This window comes from Gillisia marina (genome assembly GCF_000258765.1).
GTDB lineage: Bacteria > Bacteroidota > Bacteroidia > Flavobacteriales > Flavobacteriaceae > Gillisia > Gillisia marina.
In genome coordinates this window covers 21,895-46,064 of the sequence record NZ_AJLT01000014.1, presented here as the reverse complement: position 1 = coordinate 46,064, position 24,170 = coordinate 21,895, and the positions used below count along the sequence as shown (strand labels likewise).

The following is a 24,170-nucleotide window of genomic DNA, read 5'->3' as shown; positions in this document are numbered from 1 at the left end:
AAGAAAATCAATCAATTATGGAAACCACATCATCAAATCCAGACAAAACAGTAGCAGCTTTTATTCATCTCTCTACGTTTAGCAAGTATTTTATTCCGTTAGGGAATTTTATCCTTCCATTAATATTTTGGAATGCAAAACAGAAAGATCCATTTGTGGATCATCATGGAAAACAAGCCTTAAATTTTCAAATTAGTATGTTCCTCTATTTTATACTATTGGTATGTATTGCATTAGCAGGAGTTATTTTTTGGGGAGTTCATTTTAATTTAAACGACCCGTTTATTATTTCTGAAGATTTTATAAGTACAGGGCATCCAAGAAATTTAATTTCTCTATTTGTTTTCGCTACAATTATGGGCCTTTTATTACTGGGCTTATTTATTCTAGATATTGTTGCCGTTATTCTTGCTACCATCAAAGCAAGTGAGGGACAATTATATAAATACCCTTTAACTATCAATTTCATCAAGCCAACTCAGGTTGGTGACCATCAATCAAAAAATGAACAGTTTAACAACATTCAAAACCAAACGCTATGAAGATTGAAAACACCAAAGCACAAATGCGTAAAGGAGTGCTGGAGTATTGCATTCTATCGGTGTTGCGAGATAACGATGCCTATGTGGCAGAGATATTAGACACCCTTAAAGACGCAAAATTATTAGTGGTGGAAGGAACAATTTATCCTTTGCTTACCAGACTTAAAAATGCTGGTTTACTAAGCTATCGCTGGGAAGAATCTACCAGTGGACCACCAAGAAAGTATTATGGCTTAACAGATACGGGCCAATTATTTTTAACTGAACTTACCCATACCTGGGATGAACTTCAAACCGCTGTAACCATTGTAACCACTCAAAAAAACAAGAATCATGAATAAGACAGTAAATATAAACCTTGCCGGCATTTTCTTTCATATTGATGAAGATGCATACGCTAAATTACAGCATTATCTAGAGGCTATTAAACGCTCACTTACAAATACGCAAGGCAAGGAAGAGATAATTGCTGATATTGAAGCTCGTATTGCTGAACTTTTTAATGAGAAAATTAAAGATAAAAAGCAGGTAATAGGAAATACCGAAGTGGAAGCTGTAATCGCTACAATGGGACAGCCAGAAGATTATATGTTAGACGACGAAATCTTTGAAGACGAACCAACGTATGCTAAATCTTCTACTACCGGAAAACAACTTTTTAGAGATCCCGAAAACTCCTATGTAGGTGGGGTATCATCCGGATTAGGTCACTATTTAGGTATACAAGCCCTTTGGGTACGTTTATTATGGGTTATTTTAACCATCGCATCCAGTGGAGCATTTGTACTTATTTACATAGCACTTTGGATCTTTGTTCCTGAAGCTAAAACTACAGCAGATAAACTTTCCATGCGTGGAGAAGAGGTTAATATCTCCAATATAGAACGTAAGATCAAAGAGGGTTTTGATGATGTTGCAGGGAAAGTTAGAAATGCAGATTTTGACAAATATGGTAGACAAGTGAAATCTGGAGCCAGTTCTGCTGCTACAGGTATTAGCTCTGCCGTTCTTGCCATCCTAAACATTTTTGTGAAATTTATAGGTTTGTTAATTCTGCTAATTGCAGGATCTACACTTATAGCTTTATTCATAGGCCTATTCACTGTTGGGACTTTTGGAATTGTAGAAGCGCCTTGGACAGATTATATTGAAATGGCTGCCATTGGTGCACCAATTTGGGTAATCTCTTTACTTACATTCTTTGCCGTTGGAATCCCATTTTTCTTCCTTTTCATCTTAGGATTGAAAATAATGGTGAGAAAATTAAAATCTATTGGAACGCTTGCAAAATTGGTATTACTGGGAATCTGGTTATTATCTGTGTTTGGACTAGCATTTTTAGGAGTTAAACAAGCTACACTAAGAGCATTCGATGGAGAAGTTGTACTTACAGATAAATTACCAATCACTCCTCAGGATACATTGTATTTAGCAATGAGGTCTAATCCGGAATATTCTTCTAATACCAGAAGAAGAGGTTTAGAGATAAAGTATGACGACAATGACACAAAGATCATGTATATCACAGATATCAATGTGGTTGTGAAATCTACAAAGGATTCTCTTGGTAAGATTGAAATCATTAAAACTGCAGACGGCAGCGACTATAAAGATGCTAAGGACAGAGCGAAAAGCATTAGTTACAACACCAATTTAGAGGGTAACAAGCTTTACTTGGACTCGTACCTGACCTCCAATTTAGATGAATACTACAGAGATCAAGAAGTTAAGGTTACCATTTATGTGCCGGAGGGAAGTGTGCTGTTTGTAGATGACAATGTTGGTGATTTTTACAGATATTCAGATTACGCCGGTGGCATTTTAAAGTACAATCAAGAAGAGCACTTTGTGAAGGTAATTGAAAACGGTACTATATGTGAAACCTGCCCAATTGAAAGTTTCGATTCCAGCGACGATTCTTGGAATAGTGATGATAACTGGGACGAGTCAGATTCTTTTGATGATGATGACAATGTGAACATTCGAATTAATTCTAATGGAGTACAAATCAAAAAGAATTCAGATAACTGGGAGGAGTCAAACCGTTATAGCGATGATGATAACGTCAAAGTGAAAATTAGTTCAGATGGTGTTCAAATAAATAAAAATAATAAGAAGAAGATAAAAATTGATGAGAACGGAATAGAAATTAAAAAGAACTAGTCATGATAGCATTAATCAAACTTATAATCGTTTTGGTTTTATCCATTTTCTCCGGAGAACCAACTGAAGGAAAAATAACTGAAAACAGTCAGTATCTAGAGCTTTTGCAAGAGCAAAAAATAGACATGCTCACCAGGTGTTCCAAGACCTGCGTAGCAAGCTAAATAAAGCCTCCAAAGTATGGGGGCTTTTTCTATATTTGCTTGAATTTTAATTTATTAAAAAATGTATAAATATATACTCGTTGCTTTTCTTTTTGTTGGGTTAAATTCTCAGGCGCAAAAAAGTGTGAAAGGAAGTAGAAATGTTACCACCGAGCAAACTGATATCAATTCGTTCACATCTATAGAACTGGATGGAGAATTTGAAGTTGGACTTTTAAAAGGAAGTCGCTTTATGGTAGAAGTTGAAGCAGATGACAACTTGCATGAGCTCATTCAGATTGAAGTGGTGAATAATGTACTTTACATTAAGCCTTCAACAAAAATCTCCAACAGTAAATCTCAGCAGATAACTATTACATTTGCGGATACCTTGACCAAGATCACGGTAGATGGAAAGGTAGAATTTGAAACCCTTCAGGAATTATTTCTAAACGATTTTGAATTTATTGCCAAAGGAAAATCGAAAAGTAAATTTGCTGCAACTACAAACTCTTTCAAATTAAACAATTCAGGAAATGCTAAAGTTGAAGTAGAAATTACTTCAGAAGATGTTTCCCTTGAATTAAAAGAATCCAGTGATCTGGAAGGATCTTTAAAATCTCCTTTATTAAGTGTGAAAGCATTGGATGATTCTTCAACAAAACTTAAAGGATCTATTGACGATTTAAGCCTTAGCGCTGCAAAATCTTCTAAATTTAATGGTGAAAAACTTACCTCTAAAAATGCTGAAGTGTTTACCACCGGGAATTCTAAAAACAGCATAAATGTTTCTAAAACCTTAAAGCTTTCAGCAAAAGATAAAAGCGAAGTAGATCTTTATAATACTCCGGAAGTAGATTTAGTGGAATTTTCTCAAAAAGCAATACTTTCTAAAAAAAAGTTAAAAGGCATTCCTCTATATTTTAAAAAGTAGTAAGTTTATATCTTAGTAACCCCTAATTTTCAATAAAATGAAAAATGTTTTAAGAAATGGTTTAGTCTTTACTATGCTATCTATAGCCTTGGTTTCTTGTAGAGATGAAAAAAATGAAACTGATGATATGGACGATGAAAGTGCAATTCGCCAAGAAATGAATTTAAATGATGATGATAAAGTAGAAATAAGTGAAGATGGCGATAAGATTAAAATTGAAACCGCCGAAGGCGACGAAATTAAAATCAAGAAAGACGATGGAGAGTACAAGAAAAAAAGTAGACAGAGCAGACGGATCTGAATCTAAAGTAAAAGTTGATGATGGAGAAGTTAAAATAAAGAGAGATAATTAACCGATTCATTTTAATAAAAAAACGCCTTTGTAAATGTTCAAAGGCGTTTTTTTATTAAAAATGTTAATTTTTTGGCTTAATAATTGATTATTCTTCAGTTCCATTAAAAAATCGATAATTCATGAAACAACTTTTCACTATTTTACTGTTATTCGCTTTTTCTCATAATCTAAGTTCACAATCAAAACCGGAATCAATAAGATCTTTATTAGACGAATATTACAAATTTGCAATGGAGTCAATTTATCTCCATATTAATAAGACTGAATTTATTAAAAATGAAGAAATATGGTTCAAAGGATATATAATAGATCAACAAAATTTTAAACCATTCCTAGAAACCTCCAATATCTATGTGACTCTATTTGATTCAAAAGGAAAACTGAAAGAGAGTAAACTCTTTTTAGCAAAAAGCGGTTATCTAGAGGGATCCATAAAATTAGATTCTACTTTCACTGCTGGTAATTATTATATACAGGCTGAAACTTCTTGGATGAGAAATTTCAAAGAATCAGAACCATTTCTTGAAAAGATTGAAATTTTAGACGAAACCGTTATAACCAACGAGCCTTCACTGATTACTTACGACGTACAATTTCTTCCAGAAGGAGGAAATATGCTTATAGGAGTGAATAACGTTGTAGGCGTTAAGTCCGTAAATAATTATGGTTACGGTATTGAAATTAAAAATGGAGAAATCTTTGATCAGGATGATAATTTTATAAAATCCTTCGAAACGAAAATACATGGTTTGGGAACTTTTTTATTTAACCCAGAAAACAATAAAAACTATTATGCTGTCATAGAATTTAAAGATGGGAACAGGCAAACTTTTGATCTGCCAGATTCTAGTTCAAAAGGAATCTCCTTAATTCTTCAAAACAATTTTGACCAAAAAAATATCGGTTTTAAACTTTCTACTAATCTTAAAAGTTTAAATTCAAACGGCTTGTTAAAAGCATATTATCTTATTCACAAAAATGGAAATTCTTCTATGCATTCTGTAGAATTTGATAAATCAAATCTTTCTAAATCATTTTTATTAAAAAAGGCAGACATTGCAACAGGCGTTAATACTATAACTCTATTCAATCAAGATTTAACGCCGATTTCTGAAAGAAAATTTTTCAATAATTATAACTTCAAATTACCAGATGTACAGTTGGAAAATATAAAGAAGGATAAAGATTCGATTTCTTTAAAACTTAATATAGAAGGAATCGAAGATAATTTTAATGTCAGTATTTCTATACTTCCCGAAGCAACAGCTAGTATGCTGAATAACAGCATAGTGAGTCAATTTTATTTACAACCTCATTTAAGAGGTTTTATTCAAGACCCTGCTTATTATTTTAGGAATTTTTCAAAAGAGAAATTATTTCATTTAGAGCTGCTACTTCTTAATCAAGGCTGGAGTAAATATGAATGGAACGAAATTTTTAAAGAATCCAAGAAAATTAACTTCCCATTTGAAAAGGGGTTAAGTTTGGTTGGAACCATAAATAGAGATATTAATGACGAAAATGAAATTTTATTTCACAATAGTCTACACCATTTAATGAAATCTATAAAACTTAGTCCAGGAGAGAAAGAGTTTATAATGTCCGGAATGTATATAGAGAAAGAAGAAAAGTTGAAATTTTCATTAATTGATAAAAAATTTCAGCTATCTAGGCCTCCGATATATCTGAGGGTGGATCCATTATACAAAGTAGAAAATCTCGATTTACAATGGCCAGATAATCCTGACTTTACCTCTAGAGATTTTAGCAATCAAGAATTTTCTAAATTTCTAAATGATTTTAATAGGATAGAATTAAATACTGTAGAGTTAATTGGAAAAAAGAAAAAAATTATACCAAGAACACAAACTTTACCTGGATATCTTGAAAGTAAGGTTACTATTGTAGACGAAGACTTGATTAGAATTTTTCCTGATATGATATCTCTCATAAGGTCAAAAGGATATGATGTAAGAGAAGGTTTGCAAGGCTATGGAGGCGGTGCTTCTAGTGCTTCAATTTCAAACATAACTATAAGATCTTACAGGGGTGGAGGTCTTAGACTTATATTGGACGGACAAAGAATGCCAAATTTTGATGAACTTACTTCTTTACCTACTTCAAGAATTGAAAGTTTTTACTTTGACAGACTTGGAAGTTATGAGGGAGCTATGGGTGGGTTCAATGAAGTACTATATTTGTTTACTCGTTTGGGTCCCACTTTAGAAGACTTAAATCGAGAAGAACTTAAAAACCTTGTAACTTTTACTCCAAATATAGCTTTTGAAAAACCAAAACAATATTATTCACCAAAATACGCTGATTATACAAGTGAACCTTTTAAAAAATTTGGTTCTGTTCATTGGGTTCCCAGTGTAACATCTTTTAATCATACCATGAATGTAAAACTGCCAGATTTCGGATTAAATAATATAAAATTATTTATTGAAGGCATGAACGCAGAGGGTGTTTTAATATCTAAAGTCATCAACGTTAATCTAAAATAATGATAATAAAAAAGCCTCAACATTTGTTGAGGCTTTTTTACTTTTAATATAAATTATAATTACATATTAGCTTCTACTTTCCTTTCTTTGATTTCTTCCACAGAACTTAAGTAACGCTCTGCATCTAAAGCAGCCATACATCCGGTACCGGCGGCAGTAATCGCTTGCCTATATTCTTTATCTTGAACATCTCCGGAAGCAAAAACACCAGGCATATTTGTCTTAGTAGATTTTCCTTTAGTAATTAGATAACCCATATCATCCATCTCCAACTGGCCTTTAAAAATATCGGTATTTGGCTTGTGACCAATAGCGATAAATAATCCGGTGATAGCGATTTCTTCTTTTTCACCAGTTTGGTTATTCAGCATTCTTAATCCCTCAACCACTTGCTCTCCAATAACCTCATCTACTTCAGTATTATATTTAAGGTCAATATTTTTTGTATTGGTAACTCTGTGTTGCATTGCTTTAGATGCTTTCATCTCATCTTTACGAACCAACATCGTTACTTTTTTACAAATATTAGCAAGGTAGGTAGCTTCTTCCGCAGCGGTATCTCCCCCACCAACTATAGCAACGTCTTGATTTTTATAAAAGAAACCGTCACAAACGGCGCAGGCAGAAACTCCACCTCCACGTAAACGTTGCTCACTAGGCAGTCCTAAATATTTTGCAGTTGCACCCGTAGAAATTATAACAGACTCTGCTTCTACCCATGTAGCATTATCGATACATGCTTTATGTATACCACCCGGTTCTTCATTAAACTGAACCTCTGTAACCATTCCAAATCTTACTTGCGTACCAAAACGCTCTGCTTGTTTTTGAAGATCCACCATCATGGCCGGTCCATCTATACCATCTGGATATCCAGGAAAATTATCTACTTCTGTAGTAGTAGTTAATTGCCCTCCCGGTTCCATTCCAGTGTACATAATTGGTTTCATATCTGCTCTGGCTGCATAAATAGCTGCTGTATACCCAGCAGGTCCAGAACCTATTATTAAACATTTTATTCTTTCTAGTGTATCTGACATTTCAATATTTATTTAGTCCTGTAAAAGTAGGGAGTTTAGTCAAAAACTTACAGGAATTGTTATTAAGATTTACTATTTGTTTATAATTCAATTGAATTACTAACTCCATAAATGGCACTTTTGATAGCTGCAGTTAATAAATAGAATTATATAAAGTAACTTTGCGCCCAATTATGGATATATCTCTTTTTAGTACTTTCGATGTTTTAGGAACCATAGCTTTTGCTATTTCTGGTGCTTTAGCAGCTATGACCAGAAAGCTTGATCTCTTCGGTATTTTTATAATTGCATTCGTTACTGCGATTGGCGGCGGGACAGTACGAGATATTTTAATAGGAAATAACCCAGTTATGTGGATGGAAAACACGTTCTATATCTACTTAATTAGTGTTGTCACTTTCCTTACAATCGTGTTTCGGCATAAAATAAATCATCTAAAAACTTCCCTCTTTCTATTTGATACTATTGGATTAGGAGTTTTTACCATTACCGGTGTGGAAGCAGGTATTAGTAATGGGTTAAGCCCAATAATTTCTATTGCACTTGGGGCCATAACAGGAACATTTGGAGGTGTTATACGTGATATTCTTTGTAATGAAATTCCAGTTATTTTTAGAAAAGAAATTTACGCCACCGCTTGTTTGATAGGAGCCTTAGGTTATGTGATCTTGTATAATTTAAATGTAGATAATGATGTTATCTACGTCGTTACTTCGCTAATCGTTATTAGTATTAGGCTAGTTGTGGTGAAATTTAAAATAGCACTTCCTTCCTTTACTATGGAACCAGATGATATTAAACCACCAAATATCTAGTGTGGCAATTTCTTCTGAAGCAAACCATAAATAAAGGTTCCTAGAATTGCGCCTAATAACACTACCAATATAGAAACATATCCGGCGCCTATTAAGGTATAGATTGGCCCGGGACAAGATCCGGCTAAAGCCCAACCTAGTCCGAAGATAATTCCACCCACAATATATCTTGTAAATCCTTTATCCTTCGGAACAAATTTAATTGGCTCTCCAAAGAAAGATTTTATATTATTTCTCTTGATCAATTGTACTCCTAGAACTCCAAGCATTAAAGCTGATCCAATAATTCCGTACATGTGAAACGATTGAAACTGAAACATTTCATAGATCCTAAACCAAGAAGCGGCTTCAGATTTATACATTACAATTCCAAAAAAGATTCCTATAAATAAATAACTAAGTGTTCTCATTCTAAAATATTAAAGGGAATAAAACATGGATCATAAAAAGTCCACCAATAAAAAATCCGATTACCGCAATTAACGAAGGTAATTGCAAATTGCTTAATCCAGATATAGCATGTCCAGAAGTACAACCTCCTGCGTATCTAGCTCCAAAACCAATAAGCAAACCTCCAATTAAAAGGATGGCTAAAGACTTCATATTCAATAAAGCATCTATGCTAAATAATTCATCTGGTAAATAGGCATTTCCTGCACTACTAAATCCTAGATCTTGAAGCGTAGCAATAGTTTCCGGATTTATAGCAACGGCTGCATCGTTAGTTAAAAAGTGAGCTCCAATAAAACCACCTATAACTGCTCCTACCACCACCACTAAATTCCATCGCTGAGCTTTCCAATCGAAATTAAAAAAGTCTGCGGCATTATCTGCGCCACACATGGTACACATGGTTCTAAGATTAGAAGACATTCCGAATTGTTTCCCGACGAAAATTAGGAGAAACATAATAAGTGCTATTAAAGGACCAGCCACATACCAAGGCCAAGGTTCAAAAATCCATTCCATAATGTATATTTTCATTTAGCAACAAAGAACTTACTTTTTAGTCTTGCTTACAGTAACATTTGTTACAGTCGGGAAGAATGGAAAAAACTTAAGATAAATATCGTTTTTAGGAATTTAAAATTCTAAGATATGCATTCCATGGGCCGGCTTCCTTTTTGTATTGAGAAGCCATTACTCTTGAAATTTGAGAAATATGGTTTAGATCGTGTACCACCCATGTAGAAAGCAATTGTTCTAAAGTCACTTTTCCAAATGCCGGGTGTATCCCTTCCAGCTTCAATTGATCTTCCCTAATTTTTAGTGCTCGTAATTTTTCAATATTTGCAATTCGCAAGCTTTCAAATTCTTCTAATAACTGTACAAGTGTCTTCCCTTTACTTGCTTCAAACTGTGCAAACCTATCAAAAGGAACAAATTCTTTATTTCCCACATCACTTAAAATAATTTTAGCGCGCGGAATCCAGTCTTTCTTTTCTCCTTGAATAAAATGACCAACCACATCGTAGGGACTCCAAGTTTCTGTTCCTTCATTATTCTCTATCCAGTCTCTGGAAAGACCGGATAACATCGAAATTAAAACCTTTGGAGTTCTTTCTAGTATTTCTATAGACTTTTCAAGATCAAATTTCATAGGCTATTAAATTTTATTAATAAATTCTATAACGGAATATTCCCATGTTTACGATCTATTCTTAAAACCGACTTTTTCTCTAGCATGCTAAAAGCTTTCAGCAATTTCTTTCTGGTATCCCTTGGCATAATTACCTCATCTATAAATCCGCGTTTTGCAGCTTCAAAAGGGTTGGCAAATTTCTCTGCATATTCAGCTTCTTTTTCAGAAAGTTTTAATTCCGGATTATCAGACTCCTGAATTTCTTTTCTGAAGATGATCTCACTAGCCCCTTTTGCACCCATTACCGCAATTTCTGCAGTAGGCCATGCAAAGTTAAGATCGGCTCCAATGTGTTTGGAATTCATCACATCATAAGCTCCACCATAGGCTTTTCTGGTAATAACTGTTACTCTTGGCACCGTTGCTTCACTTAAAGCATATAACAGCTTAGCGCCGTGCAAGATGATTCCGTTCCATTCTTGATCTGTTCCCGGTAAGAATCCCGGTACGTCTACTAAGACCAAAAGCGGAATATTAAAACAATCGCAAAAACGTGTAAATCTAGCTGCTTTTTTTGAAGAATCTACATCCAGAACGCCTGCCAGACTCATTGGTTGATTGGCAACAATACCTATGCTCCTTCCTCCTAATCTCGCAAAACCAACAATAATATTATCGGCGTAGTCTTTATGAATCTCGAAAAATGAATCCTCATCGATAATTCCCTTTATCACCTCGTGCATGTCGTAAGGCTTATTGGCGCTGTCCGGAATAAGTTCGTCCAGACCTTCTCTTATTTCATCGGTTAGCACATAAGGAAGTTTTCCTGTAGTTTCCTTATTATTTTGAGGTAGATAACTTAGCAAGGTTTTGATATCCTCCAAGCAGGCGATATCGTTATTGGAAGTTAAATGAGTAACACCAGATTTTGTAGAATGGGTACTTGCGCCTCCCAATTCTTCTGAAGTCACTTCCTCATTGGTAACGGTTTTTACCACGTTAGGCCCGGTTACAAACATATAACTGCTTCCCTCTACCATTACCGTAAAATCTGTCATTGCCGGAGAATAAACAGCGCCACCTGCGCAAGGTCCCATAATTGCAGAAATCTGCGGAATTACTCCGGACGCTTGTACATTTCGGTAAAAAATATCGGCGTATCCACCAAGAGACCGAACTCCTTCCTGAATACGTGCTCCACCAGAATCATTCAGCCCAATTATAGGTGCTCCAACTTTCATGGCGTGATCCATCACTTTACAAATCTTTTCGGCATGAGTTTCAGAAAGTGCTCCTCCAAAAACAGTAAAATCCTGAGCAAACACATACACCAATCTTCCATTTACGGTACCATAGCCAGTAACAACTCCGTCTCCATAGAACTGTTGTTTCTCCATCCCGAAATCTGTAGTTCGGTGAGTCACCAATATTCCAATTTCTTCAAAAGAACCTTCATCTAAGAAATAATCTACACGCTCTCTGGCTGTTAATTTTTTCTTTTCGTGTTGTTTTGCAATGCGCTTTTCGCCTCCACCTAAATGAGCTTCAGCAATTTTATTATTTAGGATCTCTATATTTTTCTTGCTCATAATTTTATTATGAAATTTTTAATTTAAAACTAGTTACTTTCAAGTTTCTCGTCATGCTGTCTAGACAATTCAAAAGTTTCAGCATCTAAGTAAACTATAGAAAAGACCCTGAAATAAATTCAGGGTGACGAGATAATTAATTATTTGGCAACCTTGTTAATTGTTGATCTTTTAAATATTGCTTCAATGCAATTAAACCTGCTAGTTTCGCTTCTTCTTCAATTCTATCCGCTAATTTTTCAGCTGAATAATACTTTTTCACAAAATGAGTATCAAAATTTCCACTTCTAAAGGCCTCATGTTCGAATACGAACTTCCCAAAAGGCAGTGTTGTTTGCACTCCTTGTACTTCATATTGGTCTATCGCTGAAATCATTAATTGAATAGCTTCTTCTCTAGTCTTTCCGTAAGTAATCAACTTAGCCAACATTGGGTCGTAATAAATAGGAACTTCCATCCCTTCTTCAAAACCATCATCCATTCTAATCCCTTCTCCTTTTGGAGTACGATATCTTTCTAATGTTCCTACACTCGGCATAAAATCTTCCATAGGATCTTCCGCATAAACCCTTAGTTCCAGTGCATGCCCCTTTATCTTAAGGTCTTCCTGACCAAAAGCTAAGGTTTCACCTCTAGCTACTTTTATTTGTTGTTCCACTAGATCGATACCTGTAATAAGTTCGGTCACCGGGTGTTCTACCTGTAAGCGTGTATTCATTTCTAAAAAGTAGAAATTTTTGTTTTCATCCATCAAGAATTCAACAGTTCCCACACCAACATAATCGCAGGCTTTAGCAACCTTTATGGCAGCCTCGCCCATTTCATTTCTAAGCTTTTCATCTAAAACTACCGATGGCGCCTCTTCCACTACTTTTTGGTGCCTTCTTTGAATGCTGCATTCACGCTCAAAAAGATGTACAAAATTGCCATGAGTATCTGCCAGAACCTGAATTTCGATATGTCTCGGAGAACCTACATATTTCTCTATAAAAACCGATCCATCTCCAAAAGCAGATTCTGCTTCACTAATCGCTCGTTTCATTTGATCTGCCAGCTCCGATTCTTTCTCAACCACTCGCATTCCTTTACCTCCACCTCCGGCAGAAGCCTTTATTAAAATTGGAAAACCAATTTCCCTTGCTATTCCTTTGGCTTTCTCTACGTCTGTGATCGCTTCATCTATCCCAGGAACCATAGGAATATCATACGCTTTTACAGCATCTTTCGCTGCAAGCTTACTTCCCATAACTCTAATTGCTTTGGATCCCGGGCCTATAAAAGTGATTCCGTTCTTTTCTGCTTCCTCGGCGAAATCGGCATTTTCACTTAAAAAACCGTAACCTGGATGGATAGCATCTACTTGGTGTTCTTTTGCAACCTGAATAATCTTGCTTCCCATTAAATAGGATTGATTAGAAGGCGCCTCTCCAATGCATACCGCCTCATCGGCATATTTTACGTGAGGAGCATTTCTATCTGCCTTAGAAAAAACAGCAAGGGTTTTAATCCCCATTTTTCTAGCAGTCTTCATTACTCTTAAGGCGATTTCTCCTCTATTGGCAACTAATATTTTTTTCATGAATTTTGAATTGTTTCTGAAAGTATTGCTACATCAGAATATATATACATCTCCTTTGAAGAAATTATTCCATTTCTATAAGTAACTGATTTTTATCTACCGCATCTCCTTTAGACACGCTAATAGATTTCACTATTCCGTCTCTTGGTGCGGTAAGTGTATTTTCCATTTTCATTGCTTCTAGCACCACCAAATAGTCTCCTTCTTTAACCTCGGAGCCTTGAGATACCAGCACATCTAAAATTAAACCCGGCATGGGCGCTTTAATATCGTTTACTTGTTTAGCAGTATTAATAGACAATCCCATGTCCTCTATCTTAAGATCCAACTCGTTAGAGATATTTATCCTATAGGTATTGGAGTTTATCTTTACTGTGTAATTTTTGCGTAGAAAATCTGCCTCCAAGATCTCGGCACTAAAAGATTTTTCCTTTTGTAAAACATGAAATTTAGAATTGGAGAGTGATTGAGTATCTAGAGAAAGTATTTCATCATTGGTAAAACGATGCTCATAAGAGTCGTTTACTTTTACCTTATATTTTTTATCCATTATGCGCTTTTTAATGCCTAATTTCTTTGAAAGTTGTAAATATAGAAAAATGCTTAAGGATTTTTTAATAATACATTAATAAGCATGCGTTAATAAAACCAAAAAGTCCCTCAAATATAAATATCTGAGAGATCTTTTTTAAGTTTCTAATTGGAGGTAGAAAAAGTTTTAAAAATGAAAAGATTTCATTTTTATATTATCATTATTTAAAATCGTTTATTGCATCGCTAAGGTCATAGATTTTCGTATTCTTAAATTCATTTTCTAAAATACTGCTCCCGGCTGCAGATCGATATCCTCCGGCACAATGAACAACAATTGGGTTATCTGTTGGAATTGCATTAAGATTATCTCTCAGATCGTTTAAAGGAGATGCTATTGCATTCTCAAAGATCTTGCCATCTGCAATTTCACCTTCATTTCTAATATCTACAATAGTGTAATTGTCAAGATTATTCTTGAAATCATTAAGATCTAATACATCTGAAGTTGTGGATACATCTTCGGCTAAGGTTACTATCGCTTTTAATTGCTTCTCATAACCTATTTTTACAACTCTACTAATTAACTCTTCAATATCATCTACACTTTCAACAACCAAGTAAAAAGCTTCATTTGGTTGAACAATGGCTCCTAACCAGGTTTCAAATTTTTGCTTAGGAGAACTTGCCATAATATTAATGCTATTTGGTAAGTGATCTTTTTTATATTTTTCTTGATGCCTTGCGTCTACAATTAAGACACTAGGATCCAGTTGAGAAACATTCAATCTTAACTCTATTCCTTTAGCCAGATTTACATTTACAGCTCCTTCTTTATTAATATCTACATTGAAACCAAAATAAGAGGGTATAAATGGCTGATCTTTCAAAATTTCTTCTACAAATTCAGCTTCGGTTTGTTCTTGAAATGCCCAATTCCCTTGACGCTCGTTTCCAAGCGTGCTAGAAGAATCAGTACTCATATTTTTTCCGCATAAAGAACCGGCACCATGAGCAGGATAAACTATGGCATCATCTGGAAGATCTGTAAATTTATTTTGAATGCTATGGTACATATCTTTTGCAAGCTCTACTCGCTTAGCAGTCATATTCCCGGCATTCTCACGTAAGTCCGGTCTACCCACATTCCCTATAAATAATGTATCACCAGTAAAAAGTATCGTTTCCTTACCCTCTCCAGCAATAATGGTAATACTATCTGGAGAATGTCCGGGGGTATTTAAGGCTTTAAAATTAACGGCTCCCATTGCGAAAGAATCACCATCATCGAAGGTTTTATGATCGTAATCTGCGCCTAATAATTTACTCACATAAATATCGGCACCTGTCTCTTGGCTTATTTGAAGATGACTACTCACAAAATCGGCATGTGGGTGCGTTTCAAAAATCGCTGCTATTTGCGCGTTCTCTTGTTCTGCATATTTGTAATATGGCATTGGGTCCCTACTTGGATCTACTACAGCCATTTTTCCGTTACTTACAATTGCGTAGGAATAATGAGCTAAAGCTTCATCATTAAATTGTTTTACTTTCATTGTACTACGTATTTGTTATTTATTTTCTTGAATTGGTTTATTATGATGTTTAAATGGAAATAGTAACTGATTGCCAAAATCTTCTGGAAAATCTTCATCCCCTTTAAATCCTATTTCTATATTTTTCCCGCTCTTCGGAATATATGCCGTTTTAAATATGTAATCCCAAATACTTAATGTTAAGCCGAAGTTCATGCCGTAAGGATGTTCTTTGGGTAATTCTTTTGAATGATGCCAGATATGCATTTTTGGGTTATTGAAAACATATCCGAAGATGCCATAGCTCCATCCTACATTCGCATGATTTAGATGCCCTACAAATACAGCGAACATATGCACTATAAAGAACTCCTGAATCCCAAAGCCAATCATGGCCAAAGGGATATATTGAATTGTTTTATATACGATGGTTTCCATAAAATGAAACCTGAATTGCGCAGCGAACCCCATTTCTTTAACGCTATGATGCACTTTATGAAATTCCCACAACCACGGTCTTCTATGTAATTGCCTGTGTATATTCCACTGAATGAAATCAGCAATAATAAACATGATTAATAACTGTGCCCAAGCTGGGAAATTCTGAATGTTGATGGCTACCAGATTTTCGATCCCAAATAAGCCCAGAAAATCATTAAAAAGCTCTACGCCAACATTAGAAAGCGCATTATATCCAATAAGAGAAAAGAGGAAAAAATTAAATAGAATATAAAATGAATCTAGCCAGAAACCTTTTCTAAAAGCCGATTGATTCTTTCTCCATGGAATTAACACTTCCAGAATCCACACTAAAAGTGACAATCCAATGAGCCAGTAAAAATAATTAGTCCATGACGGATTTAATATTTCCTGAACGAGATAATTAAAATATCCCGAGAATGATTCTTGTATTATTTTTAAGTACTTCTCCAATTTTTAATAATTCACTTCGCAAAAATAGTCATTTGAAGAAGTTAAGGAAGTAACATTTGTTACAGTTCTATTTATTTTATGATAACCGAAATTGATTTATTTTTTTATGCTTGACCTTTAAAGCGCCTAATAGTCAAATCATAACTAAAATTGTCACGTCGAGCGCAGTCGAGACGTTTTTGTTTGATCTTTCGACTTTAGCTTGTCTTGAGCGAAGTCGAAAGACTCAAGTTGACAAAAACTTAAGTTAGGTGTCTAAACGGATATGCTTATAACTCTTAAAAGAACTTAGTCATAAAAAACGGCGACTGCTTCTAGTGCTTTTCTTTCTATATCCGGCACATAAGCCGGTTGTTTGGCATAACCCACAGGCAATAACAAAAAAGCTCTCTCATTTTCCGGCCTGTTAAGTACTTTGGTTAAAAAATTCATAGGACTAGGCGTATGAGTTAAGGTAACCAAGCCGGCGTTATGAATAGCCGAAATAAGCATTCCACAAGCAATCCCTACAGATTCATTTACGTAGTAGTTATTTTTTTTTAGATCCATCGTTCTCCATTTCGTAAGCTCTTTTAAAAACTACAATAAGCCATGGCGCTTCCTCTAAAAATGGTTTTTCCATCGTAGTACCAAGAGACGCAAGATCCTTTAGCCATGTCTCGCTCATTCTCCCGGTATAATTCTGCTTTTCCTCCACTTCGGCAGCTTCCCTGATCTTCGATTTTATTTCCTGATTGGAGATGGCACAAAAAGTCCAAGGTTGTTTATGTGCACCGGAAGGAGCTGTAGAAGCCGACATTATGATATTCTCTATCACTTCTCTTGGCACTTCTTGATCTGAAAAATCTCTTACAGAACGTCTTGTATCCAGCCATTTATAAAACTCCTGACTGTTTTCTTTCATTTTAACTTCTGAAAAAGATGCTGTTTTATGTAAGCTATGTTTGTAACCGTTAACGATTTTATGCTGGTCTGGATTCATATAAATGAAAATTTCACTTTAATAATGCAACTTTAAAACTCTAAAGTATTACTGTAAGACTTAAAACTCACTATCCGGAATCAATAATATTTTACCAGAACTTTTCCCAGCTTCAAAAAACTCATGTGCTGCTTTTCCTTCAGAAAGCTTAAATCGGACAGGCTCTTCAAGTTTAAGCTTATCATTCAAAATCCAATCGAATAAAATTGAAGCTCTCTTGTTTCTTTCTTCATGCGTTGTAATATAACTCCAAAGATCTCCACCACTTAGGGTTTTGCTAGTATCCATAAGCATCCGAGGATCTACGGGGGCGGGATCTCCACCACTCATTCCGTAAAATACAACATGACCTTTTTCTCTAGTAACCTCAAAACTCTTTTGCAGTGTAACACCTACACTATCGTAAACCACATCTACACCGACCCCTTTTGTAATATCCAACACTTTATTCGTCCATTTATCATCTAAAAGGACACTATGATTTGCGTTATGACGTGAGATAACTTTCAATTTTGCCTCACTCCTACTCATTCCAATAACGATAGCCTCTTTCATTTTACATATTTGAGTAAGGATTTGCCCAACGCCACCTGAGGCAGCATGAATCAAGACTATCTCGGCTTTCTTAACATTATGAGAATCTTCAGAAAGATAATGAGCCGTAAGGCCTTGAAGTAAAACCGAAGCAGCCACATCGTAAGTTATGGCATCTGGAAGCGCTATTACTTGAGATTCTGGTACATTCACATACTCTGCATTTGCATATGGCACATCTGTAAAAGCTACCCGGTCGCCTATTTCGTATTTAGAAGATTTAGTAGCAATTACTTCTCCAGCACCTTCATATCCTGCTATATATGGGGAATTTCCTTTTAAATGATAATTTCCTTTTCGCCTGTAAATATCGGCATAGTTCAAGCCTATCGCCTTCATTTTAACCAAGACTTCCCCGGTATCTATCGTTGGCGTTGGCAAGGTTTTATATTCCAACACTTCTGCAGTACCAAATTCTGAGAATGTTAGGGCATTCATTTTTAAATTTTGCATAGTTTAATTTTACGCTTTAGACAACTATATTGAAGTCTATAATAACAAGAATAAGTAAGAATTGCTAACTCTTAAGACAACTTTTTATTAGGAATTTTAGACATTGCTCGTTCTGCTATTGCAGTAATGGAAAGCGATGGATTGACCCCTGGATTCGCAGAAATCATTGATCCATCTATAATATACATATTTGGATAACCATAGACTGCATTGTCCTTATTTATAACTCCTTCTTCGAAATTTGCTCCCATAACCGCTCCTCCTAAAATATGTGCCGTAGTAGGGATTCCCGCTAAGGCCTCTAAAGCAAAAGAGGTAGCTTTCCCATTCACTTTTTTACTGAATTTTTCGGTTAAAAATTTAGATTCGGGGATATCTGAACTCGGCTTTTTCCCGGTGCTAATACTTGTAGACATTCCAAAGATCCGATTTCTTTTAAATTTTATGGTACTATCCAAGGTTTGCATAAAAAGCAAAACACTGGTGCTTTTAGACCAACTATTCAAAACATAAATTTTAAAATATGTCCAGGGAGCACTAACAAATTTTGTGAAGATTTTCAATACTCTTACAGCCGGATTCTTCCCTGTTACATAAGGCAAATGCAATATCTTCCAAAACCCGGAACCTTTGGAATATCTAACTACTTCTAAATGGCTATTATCATCTGTATGCAGTAAACTGCCAATAGCGACTCCCTTAGACATATCCTTACTTTTATCTAAAGTAGAAACACTAATCAGCGTTTCGTTATTTGTCCTAATATCGTCTCCTAACTTATCAGATAATTTAGGCAACGATTTCAATTTCAGTTTTAAAAGTAATTTGATTGTACCTAAAATACCTCCTGAAAAAATAACAGCTTTCGCGGTATATTTCTTTTTTGAGGCAAATAATTTAGTGCTGGATTTTACATGAACAATATATCCCGAATCAGATTCATTTTTAGTTATTAAAGGGGTCACATCATAAACTTCATTTTCGGCTAAAATAGTAGCGCCAAGATTTTGGGCTAAATACAAATAATTTTTATCCAGGGTATTTTTAGCATTATGTCTACAACCCGTCATGCAAGCTCCACAAAAAATGCAACCAGTTCTATCGGGACCTTTGCCATTAAAATAAGGATCGCTTGTAGTTTTACCTTTTTCGCCAAAATAAACTGCCACGTTTGGTTTTTCAAAATCTTGCTCTTTTCCAAGATCTTTAGAAATTGACTCCAAAGCAAGATCAGCATCAAAAAGTTTTGGGTTTTTAGTTGCTCCTAGCATTTGTAATGCTAACCTGTAAAAGGGTTGTAATGTATCTTCCCAATTTTCCAAGGCTTTCCAACTACCTGTTTTAAAAAATGCTGATTTTGGAATGGGTAAGGTATTAGCATAAACAAGCGAGCCGCCTCCAACGCCAGTACCGGAAATCACGGCGACATGTTTAAAAATACTGAGTTTCATAATGCCGAAGAATCGCAGACCCGGCATCCATAACCATTTCCGAAGGTTCCAATTGGTTTTTGCAAAATCTTTAGAAGTATACCATTTACCTTTCTCTATTACCAAAACTTTGTAACCCTTTTCAGAAAGTCGCAAGGCACTCACAGAACCGCCAAAACCGCTTCCTATAATAATATAATCGTAATCATAAGGCATGAAATAGTTTCTATTTTAAAAATAGAAAGATATAGAAATGTTCAAAAAGAAATTAAAACGGATTTACTTTATCTTCTGAAACTGGCAAAAAGTAAAGTTTTGTGATGTATTAGAAGGAGTGCTATGATCTATATTTTCGCAATCGAGCGTTTTGAAGTTAGCTGAAAGAAATTGAGATAAATCGGCCTTAGAATATTGTTTTATTTCTATACCACTACATTTCGTTGGGCCATCTTTAGAAAAAGTACCTATAATTACTTTTCCACCTAAAGCAATCGAATTTTCCAGAATTTGCTTGTACTTTTCTATTTCAACTTCTGAAGTTAAAAAATGTAAAACCGCCCGATCATGCCATAAATCATATTGAGCATCAGGTTCAAAAGAAGTTATATCTGATATGATCCATGTTACCTCATCGGCTTTCCTTCCTAGTCTAGTTTTAGCTCTATCAATAGCTTTTTCAGAAATATCTAAAACTGTAATATTCGTGTAACCTAAAGCAAGTAAAATATCTACCAAAAAACTATCTCCTCCACCTACATCTATAATCCTTGCCGACTTAGGCAAATCGAACATTGCTATATATTTTAAAGATGGCTGGGGCTTCCGTTGATACCAGCTAACTTCCTCTAATTTTTTAGTAGTATAAATAGTTTCCCAATGCTTCTTTTTATCTTCCATAATGTTCCTGTAGATTTACAATACATTTAAAACCCTACTAACATTGCGATTTCCAAGCTGTATATCCACCTTTTAGATCATAAATCTTAGTAAAGCCTAATTTAGCTAACATTTTTGCAGCTTTATTGCTTCTCCCACCACTATGACAATAAACATAGATAGGTTCGTCCTTTTTAAAATTGGAAAAACAATTCGAAAAATCGCGATCATAGAAATCGATGTTTTCAGAATTTTTGATATTTCCATCGTTAAACTCAGAAGGAGTTCTTACATCTATTAAAACAACCTTTTTATCACTTATATGTTCTTTAAATTCTGTAACATCAAGTACTTTAATATGTTCAGATGTTTGTGCTTTAAGCCCAAAGAGGGATGTGAAAAAACCCATAATAATCAATATTTTTAGTTTAGACATATCTTTTATTTACTTAATTCTTTCCAGATTATATAAACTCCCATTACCAGAACAAACCAGCCGAAGGATTTCTTTAATTTTTTACCATCAATAAATTTACTCAAATAAATTCCTGCGAAAATACCAATTATGGAAAGTCCGGAGAAAATTAACAGAAATATCCAATCGATCTCCATATTCTGAATATCTCCAATAAAACCAATTAAAGATTTAATTGCAATAATTAAAAGTGAAGTTGCCACCGCCTTTTTCATAGGAAGCTTTGCGAGTAACACCAAAGCCGGAATAATCAAGAAACCTCCACCTGCTCCCACAATCCCGGTTAGCAATCCTACTCCAACTCCTTCAATAACTATTAGCGGATAATTATATGTTACTTTTCCATCTATATCATTATCCCCATTTTTATCGAGTATCATGGAGATTGCTGAAACCACCATAATAATTGCAAAGAACAACATGATTCCTATATTCTTGGTTATTTCCAATCCAAAAATATTGAACAAATGATCTGGAATTGCGGGTACCAAATACATTCGAGTAAGGTATACAGCTATAAATGCAGGAACTGCAAATACAAAAGCTGTCCTAAAATCTACTAATTTTCTTTTAAAATTTTTAATTGCCCCAACTAGGGAAGTTATTCCTACTACGAAGAGTGAATATGCGGTAGCAGTTATAGGATTTATAGCTAGCAAGTAAACTAAAATTGGCACGGTAAGTATAGAGCCTCCGCCACCTATTAAACCAAGAACCAACCCAATTACTAATGCACCAAAATAACCAAGAATTTCTAATAAACCCATTTTTAAAATTTAAGCTGAAGCAAAAGTATCCTTCTCATAAAACGTGTACAGTAACATTGGTTACATAGGATATTTAGTTTATAAATCTATTACTTGGATGCTGTTTCGTTGTAAGCTAATTTTTCCTTTTAATTCCAACTTTTTTAGTAATCTAGAAATCACTACTCTGGAAGTATGCAAATCGTATGCGATTTGCTGATGCGTTATTTGTACAATTTCATTCTGATTTATTTTTGCCTTATCTCGTAAATACTTCAGCAAACGCTCATCCATGTTTAAAAATGCAATGGTGTCTATGGTATCTAACATTTCTGAAAGTCTTGAGTGATAACTTTCAAAGACAAAATTTCTCCAACTTTTATATTTCGATGTCCATTCCTCCATCTTTTCAATAGGAATCATCACCAAACTTGTTTCCATTTCGGCAACTGCGCGGATTTCACTTTTAGTATGACCTAGGCAGCAAGAAAGCGTCATGGCACAGGTATCGCCGCGTTCTAAAAAGTATAAAAGGAGTTCATCTCCTTCTTTATCTTCCCTTAAAATTTTAATTGCTCCATTTAAAAGCAAAGGCATAGAAGTTACATGATCTCCAATTTCTATGATTCTATCATTTTCATCAAACGTTTTAAGGTTTCCTACTTCGGAAATTTCCTGAAGTAGTTCCTTTTCAAAAACAAATGAATAAGCATCTTCTATCTCTTGGATCATGTTATAATTTCTGAATGATTAAAATTAAGATTTAATTTTAGAATTCAATAAAATTAGTCTCGCTATTGAAGCATCTTTTGATGATTTCATTCCTAAAAATGAAAAAGGCTGATATATTATATCAACCTCTTTTTCTTATATCTAAAAAAATTCTGTTTAGTTTTTCAATACCATCACAGCTTTTGCATTTACAAATTCATGCAATCCAAAACCTCCATGTTCTCTCCCGTATCCGGAGTTTTTAACTCCACCAAATGGCATATTTGGTTGTGCCAGCCCAAAAGAATTAATAAATACCATTCCGGTATCAAAATGTTTGCTCGCCAGTTCTATTGCTTTTTTCTCATTTTTCGAGAAAATTCCTCCACCCAGACCAAATCTACTGTCATTTGCAATTCGCATTGCATCTTCATCATCTTTAGCATGAATAAGCGAAGCAACAGGCCCAAATAATTCGTCATCGTAAGCCGGCTGACCCGGTTTTACATTCCCTAGAACAGTTGCAGGGTAATAATATCCTTTACCATCAGGAATTTTTCCTCCACATAGAATTTCAGCACCATTTTTCACACTTTTAGAAACTTGATCGTGTAATTTCTCACGTAGATCCTTACGAGCCATCGGCCCTATATCACTATCTTCTTTGGTTGGGTCTCCGGCTTTAATTTTATCCATTTCAGAAACAAATGCTTTTTTAAAATCTTCGAAAACTGCATCCACAACAATAAAGCGCTTCGCAGCTACACAGGTTTCACCATTGTTATAAAGACGTCCTTCTACACATTTTTCAACAGCTAATTCTAGATCTGCATCTTCTAATACTAAATACGCATCGTTAGATCCCAATTCCAAAACTGTCTTTTTAAGATTCTTACCTGCTTTCTCACCTATGATTTTGCCTGCTTCCGGACTTCCTGTTAATGTAACACCACGTACAAGCTCATGTTCGATAATTTTATCAGACTGATCATGTGTTATTCTCAAAACTGTAAATAAATCTTCAGGTAAGCCTCCATCCTTAAATATCTTTTCAATTAATAAAGCAGAACCCATAACATTCTCAGCGTGTTTAAGAAGAACTCCGTTACCAGCCATCAAATTAGCTATTGAATAACGTATTACTTGATAAGTTGGGAAATTCCATGGCTGAATTCCATATATAACACCCATTGGTGCGTAAGTAACATAACCTTTCCCTCCATCTGGAAGCTCACGCTCATCTGATTTTAGTTCCTTAGGGCCATTTTCTGCAGTCCAATCACAAATCCCTACACATAATTCAACTTCATCATGGCTTTGAGAAACTAGCTTTCCCATTTCCTGAGTCATTAGTTTCGCTAATTCATCTTTATGCTTTGCTAAACTCTTCCCCAAATTCTTAATCACCTTGGCTCTCTCTTCTGCCGGTTTTAAACCCCAACTTGTAAAAGCTTTATGACACTTTTTTACAGCATCATCAGTTTCCTTATCTGTCATTAAAGGATATGATTTAATTTTTTCCCCGGTTGCAGGATTTATAGTTTCTAAGGATTCTTGCTTTTTGTCTTTATTTGTAGCCATTTTAAAAATGTTTTTACGTGAATAATTCTCTCCTTTTAAAATTACACAAAGACTTATGGAAGGCTCTTAAACCC

The 24,170-nt window shown here is 34.9% G+C and carries 25 protein-coding genes; 7 read left to right on the top strand and 18 right to left on the bottom strand.

Going from position 1 to position 24,170, the window contains the following annotated elements; all coding sequences use genetic code 11:
- Nucleotides 1-17 precede the first annotated feature (17 nt).
- The 6 genes from ON07_RS04455 to ON07_RS04430 all read left to right on the top strand — a co-directional run bounded on the left by ON07_RS04455 (nt 18) and on the right by ON07_RS04430 (nt 6,644).
- Nucleotides 18-542 carry a DUF4870 domain-containing protein gene (locus ON07_RS04455; protein WP_010228527.1) on the top strand — a complete coding sequence of 175 codons (525 nt, stop codon included), beginning with the start codon at nt 18-20 and terminating at the stop codon, nt 540-542.
- Nucleotides 539-883 (top strand): PadR family transcriptional regulator, encoded by a 345-nt coding sequence (locus tag ON07_RS04450; protein ID WP_010228525.1) that lies wholly within the window; start codon nt 539-541, stop codon nt 881-883. The genes ON07_RS04455 and ON07_RS04450 overlap by 4 nt, the downstream gene beginning before the upstream one ends.
- A complete protein-coding gene (locus ON07_RS04445; RefSeq protein WP_010228523.1) occupies nt 876-2,705 on the top strand; it encodes a PspC domain-containing protein in 1,830 nt (609 codons plus the stop codon). Before ON07_RS04450 ends, ON07_RS04445 begins: the two co-directional genes overlap by 8 nt.
- Before the next feature lie 225 nt (nt 2,706-2,930).
- Entirely contained in the window at nt 2,931-3,782 is an 852-nt protein-coding gene (locus tag ON07_RS04440; RefSeq protein WP_010228521.1) for a GIN domain-containing protein, read from the top strand.
- Between the two features lie 37 nt (nt 3,783-3,819).
- Nucleotides 3,820-4,083 (top strand): hypothetical protein, encoded by a 264-nt coding sequence (locus ON07_RS04435; RefSeq protein WP_010228519.1) that lies wholly within the window; start codon nt 3,820-3,822, stop codon nt 4,081-4,083.
- A 173-nt stretch (nt 4,084-4,256) separates the two neighbouring features.
- A complete protein-coding gene (locus tag ON07_RS04430; protein ID WP_010228517.1) occupies nt 4,257-6,644 on the top strand; it encodes a hypothetical protein in 2,388 nt (795 codons plus the stop codon).
- A 59-nt stretch (nt 6,645-6,703) separates the two neighbouring features.
- On the opposite strand, the gene trxB is transcribed toward ON07_RS04430, so the two are convergent.
- Entirely contained in the window at nt 6,704-7,684 is a 981-nt protein-coding gene (trxB, locus tag ON07_RS04425; RefSeq protein WP_010228515.1) for a thioredoxin-disulfide reductase, read from the bottom strand.
- Nucleotides 7,685-7,857: 173 nt separating this feature from the next.
- Between trxB and ON07_RS04420 the strand changes: the two genes are divergently transcribed.
- A complete protein-coding gene (locus ON07_RS04420; RefSeq protein ID WP_010228513.1) occupies nt 7,858-8,499 on the top strand; it encodes a trimeric intracellular cation channel family protein in 642 nt (213 codons plus the stop codon).
- On the opposite strand, the gene ON07_RS04415 is transcribed toward ON07_RS04420, so the two are convergent.
- The 17 genes from ON07_RS04415 to ON07_RS04340 all read right to left on the bottom strand — a co-directional run bounded on the left by ON07_RS04415 (nt 8,496) and on the right by ON07_RS04340 (nt 24,096).
- Complete coding sequence (locus ON07_RS04415; protein ID WP_010228511.1) at nt 8,496-8,909, bottom strand: DUF6691 family protein; 414 nt, start codon at nt 8,907-8,909, stop codon at nt 8,496-8,498. The two genes, ON07_RS04420 and ON07_RS04415, sit on opposite strands and share 4 nt — an antisense overlap.
- 1 nt (nt 8,910) lies before the next feature.
- Nucleotides 8,911-9,468, bottom strand: a complete 558-nt coding sequence (locus ON07_RS04410) for a YeeE/YedE family protein (RefSeq protein ID WP_010228508.1) — start codon at nt 9,466-9,468, stop codon at nt 8,911-8,913.
- Between the two features lie 106 nt (nt 9,469-9,574).
- Nucleotides 9,575-10,099: a DinB family protein gene (locus ON07_RS04405; protein WP_010228507.1), complete on the bottom strand. Its 525-nt coding sequence runs from the start codon at nt 10,097-10,099 to the stop codon at nt 9,575-9,577.
- A 26-nt stretch (nt 10,100-10,125) separates the two neighbouring features.
- Nucleotides 10,126-11,670: an acyl-CoA carboxylase subunit beta gene (locus ON07_RS04400; protein WP_010228505.1), complete on the bottom strand. Its 1,545-nt coding sequence runs from the start codon at nt 11,668-11,670 to the stop codon at nt 10,126-10,128.
- 136 nt (nt 11,671-11,806) lie between these two features.
- Complete coding sequence (gene accC, locus ON07_RS04395; protein WP_010228503.1) at nt 11,807-13,249, bottom strand: acetyl-CoA carboxylase biotin carboxylase subunit; 1,443 nt, start codon at nt 13,247-13,249, stop codon at nt 11,807-11,809.
- A gap of 64 nt (nt 13,250-13,313) precedes the next feature.
- Entirely contained in the window at nt 13,314-13,799 is a 486-nt protein-coding gene (locus ON07_RS04390; RefSeq protein ID WP_010228501.1) for an acetyl-CoA carboxylase biotin carboxyl carrier protein subunit, read from the bottom strand.
- Between the two features lie 202 nt (nt 13,800-14,001).
- Nucleotides 14,002-15,336 (bottom strand): MBL fold metallo-hydrolase, encoded by a 1,335-nt coding sequence (locus ON07_RS04385; RefSeq protein ID WP_010228499.1) that lies wholly within the window; start codon nt 15,334-15,336, stop codon nt 14,002-14,004.
- Nucleotides 15,337-15,351: 15 nt separating this feature from the next.
- On the bottom strand, nt 15,352-16,248 hold the full coding sequence (locus ON07_RS04380) for a sterol desaturase family protein (RefSeq protein WP_010228498.1): 897 nt from the start codon (nt 16,246-16,248) through the stop codon (nt 15,352-15,354).
- A 288-nt stretch (nt 16,249-16,536) separates the two neighbouring features.
- Nucleotides 16,537-16,797 carry a nitroreductase family protein gene (locus ON07_RS17015; RefSeq protein WP_237708867.1) on the bottom strand — a complete coding sequence of 87 codons (261 nt, stop codon included), beginning with the start codon at nt 16,795-16,797 and terminating at the stop codon, nt 16,537-16,539.
- Nucleotides 16,778-17,230 carry a nitroreductase family protein gene (locus ON07_RS14525; RefSeq protein ID WP_237708866.1) on the bottom strand — a complete coding sequence of 151 codons (453 nt, stop codon included), beginning with the start codon at nt 17,228-17,230 and terminating at the stop codon, nt 16,778-16,780. Before ON07_RS14525 ends, ON07_RS17015 begins: the two co-directional genes overlap by 20 nt.
- Before the next feature lie 60 nt (nt 17,231-17,290).
- Nucleotides 17,291-18,277: a quinone oxidoreductase family protein gene (locus tag ON07_RS04370; RefSeq protein ID WP_193360278.1), complete on the bottom strand. Its 987-nt coding sequence runs from the start codon at nt 18,275-18,277 to the stop codon at nt 17,291-17,293.
- Nucleotides 18,278-18,348: 71 nt separating this feature from the next.
- Complete coding sequence (locus ON07_RS04365; RefSeq protein ID WP_010228494.1) at nt 18,349-19,923, bottom strand: GMC oxidoreductase; 1,575 nt, start codon at nt 19,921-19,923, stop codon at nt 18,349-18,351.
- Nucleotides 19,924-19,986: 63 nt separating this feature from the next.
- Entirely contained in the window at nt 19,987-20,604 is a 618-nt protein-coding gene (locus tag ON07_RS04360; protein WP_010228492.1) for a class I SAM-dependent methyltransferase, read from the bottom strand.
- Between the two features lie 37 nt (nt 20,605-20,641).
- Nucleotides 20,642-21,019, bottom strand: coding sequence for a rhodanese-like domain-containing protein (locus ON07_RS04355; protein ID WP_237708865.1), 378 nt, complete (start codon nt 21,017-21,019; stop codon nt 20,642-20,644).
- Nucleotides 21,020-21,024: 5 nt separating this feature from the next.
- A complete protein-coding gene (locus tag ON07_RS04350) occupies nt 21,025-21,825 on the bottom strand; it encodes a sulfite exporter TauE/SafE family protein (protein WP_010228488.1) in 801 nt (266 codons plus the stop codon).
- A gap of 78 nt (nt 21,826-21,903) precedes the next feature.
- The gene (locus ON07_RS04345; protein ID WP_010228485.1) at nt 21,904-22,536 is read right to left on the bottom strand and encodes a Crp/Fnr family transcriptional regulator; all 633 of its coding nucleotides are present in this window, start codon (nt 22,534-22,536) and stop codon (nt 21,904-21,906) included.
- Nucleotides 22,537-22,692: 156 nt separating this feature from the next.
- The gene (locus ON07_RS04340) at nt 22,693-24,096 is read right to left on the bottom strand and encodes an NAD-dependent succinate-semialdehyde dehydrogenase (protein WP_010228483.1); all 1,404 of its coding nucleotides are present in this window, start codon (nt 24,094-24,096) and stop codon (nt 22,693-22,695) included.
- Between the last annotated feature and the right edge of the window lie 74 nt (nt 24,097-24,170).

What these genes read in the sequence shown, in the direction of transcription:
- ON07_RS04360 (WP_010228492.1), bottom strand. Translation starts at nt 20,604, where the DNA reads ATGGAAGATAAAAAGAAGCATTGGGAAACTATTTATACTACTAAAAAA.
- ON07_RS04340 (WP_010228483.1), bottom strand. Translation starts at nt 24,096, where the DNA reads ATGGCTACAAATAAAGACAAAAAGCAAGAATCCTTAGAAACTATAAAT.
- ON07_RS04350 (WP_010228488.1), bottom strand. Translation starts at nt 21,825, where the DNA reads ATGGGTTTATTAGAAATTCTTGGTTATTTTGGTGCATTAGTAATTGGG.
- ON07_RS04445 (WP_010228523.1), top strand. Translation starts at nt 876, where the DNA reads ATGAATAAGACAGTAAATATAAACCTTGCCGGCATTTTCTTTCATATT.
- ON07_RS17015 (WP_237708867.1), bottom strand. Translation starts at nt 16,797, where the DNA reads ATGGATCTAAAAAAAAATAACTACTACGTAAATGAATCTGTAGGGATT.
- ON07_RS04390 (WP_010228501.1), bottom strand. Translation starts at nt 13,799, where the DNA reads ATGGATAAAAAATATAAGGTAAAAGTAAACGACTCTTATGAGCATCGT.
- ON07_RS04430 (WP_010228517.1), top strand. Translation starts at nt 4,257, where the DNA reads ATGAAACAACTTTTCACTATTTTACTGTTATTCGCTTTTTCTCATAAT.
- ON07_RS04410 (WP_010228508.1), bottom strand. Translation starts at nt 9,468, where the DNA reads ATGGAATGGATTTTTGAACCTTGGCCTTGGTATGTGGCTGGTCCTTTA.
- ON07_RS04435 (WP_010228519.1), top strand. Translation starts at nt 3,820, where the DNA reads ATGAAAAATGTTTTAAGAAATGGTTTAGTCTTTACTATGCTATCTATA.
- ON07_RS14525 (WP_237708866.1), bottom strand. Translation starts at nt 17,230, where the DNA reads ATGAATCCAGACCAGCATAAAATCGTTAACGGTTACAAACATAGCTTA.
- ON07_RS04415 (WP_010228511.1), bottom strand. Translation starts at nt 8,909, where the DNA reads ATGAGAACACTTAGTTATTTATTTATAGGAATCTTTTTTGGAATTGTA.
- ON07_RS04440 (WP_010228521.1), top strand. Translation starts at nt 2,931, where the DNA reads ATGTATAAATATATACTCGTTGCTTTTCTTTTTGTTGGGTTAAATTCT.
- ON07_RS04405 (WP_010228507.1), bottom strand. Translation starts at nt 10,099, where the DNA reads ATGAAATTTGATCTTGAAAAGTCTATAGAAATACTAGAAAGAACTCCA.
- ON07_RS04355 (WP_237708865.1), bottom strand. Translation starts at nt 21,019, where the DNA reads ATGTCTAAACTAAAAATATTGATTATTATGGGTTTTTTCACATCCCTC.
- ON07_RS04370 (WP_193360278.1), bottom strand. Translation starts at nt 18,277, where the DNA reads ATGCAAAATTTAAAAATGAATGCCCTAACATTCTCAGAATTTGGTACT.
- ON07_RS04365 (WP_010228494.1), bottom strand. Translation starts at nt 19,923, where the DNA reads ATGCCTTATGATTACGATTATATTATTATAGGAAGCGGTTTTGGCGGT.
- ON07_RS04455 (WP_010228527.1), top strand. Translation starts at nt 18, where the DNA reads ATGGAAACCACATCATCAAATCCAGACAAAACAGTAGCAGCTTTTATT.
- ON07_RS04385 (WP_010228499.1), bottom strand. Translation starts at nt 15,336, where the DNA reads ATGAAAGTAAAACAATTTAATGATGAAGCTTTAGCTCATTATTCCTAC.
- ON07_RS04345 (WP_010228485.1), bottom strand. Translation starts at nt 22,536, where the DNA reads ATGATCCAAGAGATAGAAGATGCTTATTCATTTGTTTTTGAAAAGGAA.
- ON07_RS04400 (WP_010228505.1), bottom strand. Translation starts at nt 11,670, where the DNA reads ATGAGCAAGAAAAATATAGAGATCCTAAATAATAAAATTGCTGAAGCT.
- ON07_RS04420 (WP_010228513.1), top strand. Translation starts at nt 7,858, where the DNA reads ATGGATATATCTCTTTTTAGTACTTTCGATGTTTTAGGAACCATAGCT.
- ON07_RS04450 (WP_010228525.1), top strand. Translation starts at nt 539, where the DNA reads ATGAAGATTGAAAACACCAAAGCACAAATGCGTAAAGGAGTGCTGGAG.
- accC (WP_010228503.1), bottom strand. Translation starts at nt 13,249, where the DNA reads ATGAAAAAAATATTAGTTGCCAATAGAGGAGAAATCGCCTTAAGAGTA.
- trxB (WP_010228515.1), bottom strand. Translation starts at nt 7,684, where the DNA reads ATGTCAGATACACTAGAAAGAATAAAATGTTTAATAATAGGTTCTGGA.